This is a genomic window from Microbulbifer variabilis ATCC 700307 (assembly GCF_000380565.1).
Classification (GTDB): Bacteria; Pseudomonadota; Gammaproteobacteria; order Pseudomonadales; family Cellvibrionaceae; genus Microbulbifer; species Microbulbifer variabilis.
Genome location: NZ_AQYJ01000005.1, coordinates 1 through 4,138, shown reverse-complemented (window position 1 = coordinate 4,138; position 4,138 = coordinate 1). Strand labels below are relative to the sequence as shown.

The following is a 4,138-nucleotide window of genomic DNA, read 5'->3' as shown; positions in this document are numbered from 1 at the left end:
TTGGGCTTCCCTGATACCAGTAACGCTCGCCAGGGTAGCGCGGGCCACTGAGCGCGCCTGGTCATCCAGCTGTTGTGCAGTGCGACCACTGGCACTGCCAGTAGCTTTTAGCAACGCCTCAATCTTAAGCTGCTGCCGTTCCATCTCCTCACCGGCGCGTATGCTCTGATAAAACACCGCAGTCACACCGGCAATCCCTGCCCCAAATAGCGCCCAGCTGGCTGCACCATTTGTCAGCAGTCCATTCAGGGCACCGACTCGACCAGATACACCACCCAAGGGACCATCAATAGCTGCAACCCCTTGAGCAGCACCACGCATTGAGCGGCCAAACATAGTGCCCGCTGAACTGGTGGATTTCATTTCGCGGGTGAGCTGTTTATTGCGTGCGGCTGCTTGGGCCATCTCCCGCTTATATTGAGTGGAGCGCAGCTCCAGATTCGCCACCATGGTGGCCATGGAAGTTTGTTTTGCCATTGCTCAGCTCATGGAGTTCCAGATTGCGATTTGTTGCTGCACGGTTTTTGGCTTGTGCTGCTGAGGTAGGAAGTTAGAGACTTTGCCACCCAGTGTGCCGGCGGCAATGTGGGCGAGTTGCCACTGCTGGACTTCGGTATTTAGGGGACGCTCAGAGTGATATTCATACCAGTGATCAAACTCGGTAGAACTCATGGAGCGCAACATATTGAAATAGTCGGGACGGTTAAAATCCCGTGCGAGCTGCCGGGCGAAATAGAAACCCGGCACTAGCCTTTTTTTTCGTTATCCTCACCTTCCGTATCGCTACCTTCACCCTCATCGGGTATCTCTACAAAAAGACCGGATAGCTTAGCAGCAGGCACATAGAGCACATCGATCAATTCAGGAGTGATACTGCGGATAAGTCCCTGATGAATCTGCTCCACGGATTCCTGACAGTCCGGCTTCATCCAAATCGAGTAGGCAATTAGCAACAATTTATTGCTTACCTCCCCGGCACGGAATGCCCAGAGCTGGCCAAAGGATTCCAGTTCAGTTTTTGGTACATCATCACCTTGCGGTAAGGGGATATCCTCGGTAGTTTTCTGCAGGTATTCACATCGGTGGTAAGCACTCAGCTCAAATAGCTCTACTTCTTGCTCGCCGAAAGGCACTATTTGAGACTTTAAAATAAGGGCTGGAACTAAATTCATGGCTAGCTACCTGCTGTTACCGAGGGCTTACCAGAGATCTTGAATTTAACCGTGCGAGTGATCTTGTCATCCTTGGGTACCGCCTTACCCCAGCCGGTAATATGTCCAAGAAACTCGACGGTAGTACCCTCAGGGTATTCGACCTTGTAGTGCTTGTTGATATCGGAGTCGTAATCCGAACGCAGAGACTGTTGGCCACTATCGTTCTCTTTCCAGATCAAGGTAATAGAGAACTCACCGGGATCACGCAAGCCCGAAGGGTCATAGTCCATATAACCACTGGTGCCATCAATGGGAGTCATATCAACCGAACCGCGAGACTCTTCACCAGGCTCAAGATCCAACATGCCCGCCACTTGAGAATAGGAAGTGCCATCATCACTGCGATAAAACTTAGTTTTATAACCTTGTGCCATAGTCATAACCTCATCGGGTTGTTTCGTTAAAAATCTGTGGGTTCAGTGGAATACTTAGCGCTATACGTCAGGCGCACTTCACCTAATGGGTGATCCTGGTCCAGCGCAAACTCGGTTTGGCTGAGCAGGAACAAATCACAGGCGTCCTCCAGAGAAGCATCCTGCAAGACGCTTTCAATATCTGCCGCTGCCTGGTCTAACGCGGCATATACATCGCCGCTAGTTTTCACTACCGCAGCAACCGTCATATCCAGTTGCCTACTGGTGCCGCCATACATTTCGTGGTCAGTATTTTCGGTTGCAAAACCCACCACAATGGCTGGTAGCTTTTTTGAATCTATTTCTTCTGTGGTGCCAGGAGGAGGGAAGGAATAGCCGCTTAGGTTCTCTATTTCTTTCTGTACGGCATCACGTATTGCAATACGTTGGGTCATTGGGGGGCTCCTGGAATTTTGTGCATAAAAAAACCCGCTGTTGCGGGTTTTCATATTTACAATACGGCAGAGCCCACTCGCACTAGGAAGCTCGTGATGGCTACCTATACTTTAATGAATCTCTGCAATCAAAATGTAAATTTATTGACTAATCGGTGAATAGCCAAACACTACGTATATACGGGTAGGCTCCATCTTGTCCACCGCAGCCATCTAACCAAAAGCTAACTTTTTTTCCCGCCATTTGCGCGGACAATAAAGTTGAATGAATTGCTGCGTAATTATCATCTGATGGGTGAATAGCAAAATAGTAAGTTTTTTCACACCCACTTGGATTATAGGCAGCTTCTTCACCAGGGTTATTTGAGGCGTCAAGTTCTGGAGCTCTAACTTGTGTCCAGCCCCCATTTACATACATAGTTTTAATTGTCGCAGGTCCAACCAGTCCAGAACCGGCAGCCCAAACTGTCATTGTCATCATGTAGACTACGACACCTAACATAAATTTCTTCATTTAGTTTTAAACTCCATTAAATACTTATAAATTGATAACAACATGAAACTTAATTAACACTTTCAATCTATCCATTCAAACTTTGCCCAGATCATTTTGTGATCAGGTGTACATTTCTCCATCACACAAATTGCTTCTTCAGTGTATGCAGCTGGCACATTGAACGTGGATAAAAATTCCTCCCCAATAACCACTTGATCTACTTTCGGCTTAATCTTTCCCTCAGGTGAATAGTAAAATATGTAATCTATCTTCTCAGGGCTATTTTTTGAAGCGTTGTGTTTAGTATTCGCAATGTGTTGAGTTATATCCACGACCCCAGGGAACTCTTTTTCAAATGCCTCGATGAGTTCATTATATTGGTCATTTATCTGGTAATCTATATTGAAATCACCAACAAATATAACTGGTGCTGGTTTCTCTATAAATTTAGCCTTAAACTGCCGAATCATATCCCTCGCATCTATTAGACTTTTCTGAACATCACCATCAGCCCAAACAAAGTGCGTTGTGACGAACCAGATATTTTTTCCATCACCAAAATCCTGAAATAGAGCTATAGCTCCTGTATCTGTGCCCTCTGTACCTGTAAGCCCTAAGTAGTTTTCATCTTCAATTTTAACATTAGTGACTACAGCCTCACCTTTGTAAATACCAACAATACCACTAGGCCCAGTTCGGGCGCTAAACCCTCCATTTTTATCACCATAATAACTTTTGGAAACCAAACCATAAAAACGATTTACCACATTGGGAGAAAAATATTCATCTACCTCTTGAATAAAAGGCTTATCACAGACATATTTAGTCCTATTCATAGCCTCTTGAAAGCCAATAATGAATGGTTTTTCTCTATCTACTATCTCATCCAATTGAGCTAAATAAGCCTCAAACCGTGCATCAAATTCATTCTTAGAACTTTCACTTTCACTACAGTTTAGCGGGGTATTTTCCTTTTTAGTCGTAACATCATAGCTTGTTGCTAATGAATTCCAGATATTGTGTGTAACAATAGTAAACTCGAACGATAGTGATGCTGGTGAAATAAAAATAAGCAACAACAGCACTGCTACATTTGCTTTAAAATTAAACATATCCCCTACCCGATACCCTTCTAAAAATAAATTTGAGCCATGAACAATGCTATTGCCAAACTCACCACAATTTTTCGATAGATTTGGAATCATATTTAAATAAAACTAGAAAAACAAATAATTGACAATTCGCCGATTTTTAAGCCATTACTTCAACCAACGCTCGCCAAACAACCCCATCATCCGACAGCCGCTTGCGCACCAGAAACTCCAAACCTCCAAGGGTAATCACCGCCTCAGAACTGTAAGCCCCTACTTCGCTCACCAGCAGACTCAACTCGATACGCGGTACCCGCACTCGCTCATCATCTTCGAACTCGTCGATCTCTTGATCTTTAATCACCCGGCAATCAATAGGTTCAGCACCGCTACCCTCTGTATAGGTAGCGGGCTTGCCCCATTTACGAAACGCACGCTCCGCGGCTCTTTGGTCCAGATCCATGGATCACCTAGGCCTTCACAGTGCCCGGAACACCGGTAAACTTGACCGCTAAGCTAGTAATGCTAT

Annotated in this window: 8 protein-coding genes; all 8 read right to left on the bottom strand. The window is 45.3% G+C overall.

The genetic code is table 11. The annotated features are described in order from the left end of the window. On the bottom strand, positions 1-477 hold a 477-nt coding region (locus G367_RS0100070), incomplete at its 3' end, for a hypothetical protein (protein WP_026304855.1). Positions 478-480: 3 nt separating this feature from the next. Continuing rightward, entirely contained in the window at positions 481-747 is a 267-nt protein-coding gene (locus tag G367_RS0100065; protein ID WP_020411054.1) for a phage tail assembly protein T, read from the bottom strand. Continuing rightward, complete coding sequence (locus tag G367_RS0100060; protein WP_020411053.1) at positions 747-1,172, bottom strand: phage minor tail protein domain-containing protein; 426 nt, start codon at positions 1,170-1,172, stop codon at positions 747-749. Before G367_RS0100060 ends, G367_RS0100065 begins: the two co-directional genes overlap by 1 nt. A 2-nt stretch (positions 1,173-1,174) precedes the next feature. Further along, the gene (locus G367_RS22650) at positions 1,175-1,588 is read right to left on the bottom strand and encodes a phage tail tube protein (protein WP_020411052.1); all 414 of its coding nucleotides are present in this window, start codon (positions 1,586-1,588) and stop codon (positions 1,175-1,177) included. A gap of 26 nt (positions 1,589-1,614) precedes the next feature. Continuing rightward, a complete protein-coding gene (locus tag G367_RS0100050) occupies positions 1,615-2,022 on the bottom strand; it encodes a phage tail terminator protein (protein ID WP_020411051.1) in 408 nt (135 codons plus the stop codon). 148 nt (positions 2,023-2,170) lie between these two features. After that, a complete protein-coding gene (locus G367_RS0100045) occupies positions 2,171-2,536 on the bottom strand; it encodes a hypothetical protein (protein ID WP_157533262.1) in 366 nt (121 codons plus the stop codon). A 62-nt stretch (positions 2,537-2,598) separates the two neighbouring features. Continuing rightward, positions 2,599-3,723 carry an endonuclease/exonuclease/phosphatase family protein gene (locus G367_RS0100040; RefSeq protein WP_157533261.1) on the bottom strand — a complete coding sequence of 375 codons (1,125 nt, stop codon included), beginning with the start codon at positions 3,721-3,723 and terminating at the stop codon, positions 2,599-2,601. Between the two features lie 46 nt (positions 3,724-3,769). Next, positions 3,770-4,072, bottom strand: a complete 303-nt coding sequence (locus tag G367_RS0100035) for a head-tail joining protein (RefSeq protein ID WP_020411048.1) — start codon at positions 4,070-4,072, stop codon at positions 3,770-3,772. Between the last annotated feature and the right edge of the window lie 66 nt (positions 4,073-4,138).

Excerpts from the sequence above, each read along its gene's own strand:
- G367_RS0100060 (WP_020411053.1), bottom strand. The coding sequence starts at position 1,172 with ATGAATTTAGTTCCAGCCCTTATTTTAAAGTCTCAAATAGTGCCTTTC.
- G367_RS22650 (WP_020411052.1), bottom strand. The coding sequence starts at position 1,588 with ATGGCACAAGGTTATAAAACTAAGTTTTATCGCAGTGATGATGGCACT.
- G367_RS0100050 (WP_020411051.1), bottom strand. The coding sequence starts at position 2,022 with ATGACCCAACGTATTGCAATACGTGATGCCGTACAGAAAGAAATAGAG.
- G367_RS0100045 (WP_157533262.1), bottom strand. The coding sequence starts at position 2,536 with ATGAAGAAATTTATGTTAGGTGTCGTAGTCTACATGATGACAATGACA.
- G367_RS0100040 (WP_157533261.1), bottom strand. The coding sequence starts at position 3,723 with ATGATTCCAAATCTATCGAAAAATTGTGGTGAGTTTGGCAATAGCATT.
- G367_RS0100035 (WP_020411048.1), bottom strand. The coding sequence starts at position 4,072 with ATGGATCTGGACCAAAGAGCCGCGGAGCGTGCGTTTCGTAAATGGGGC.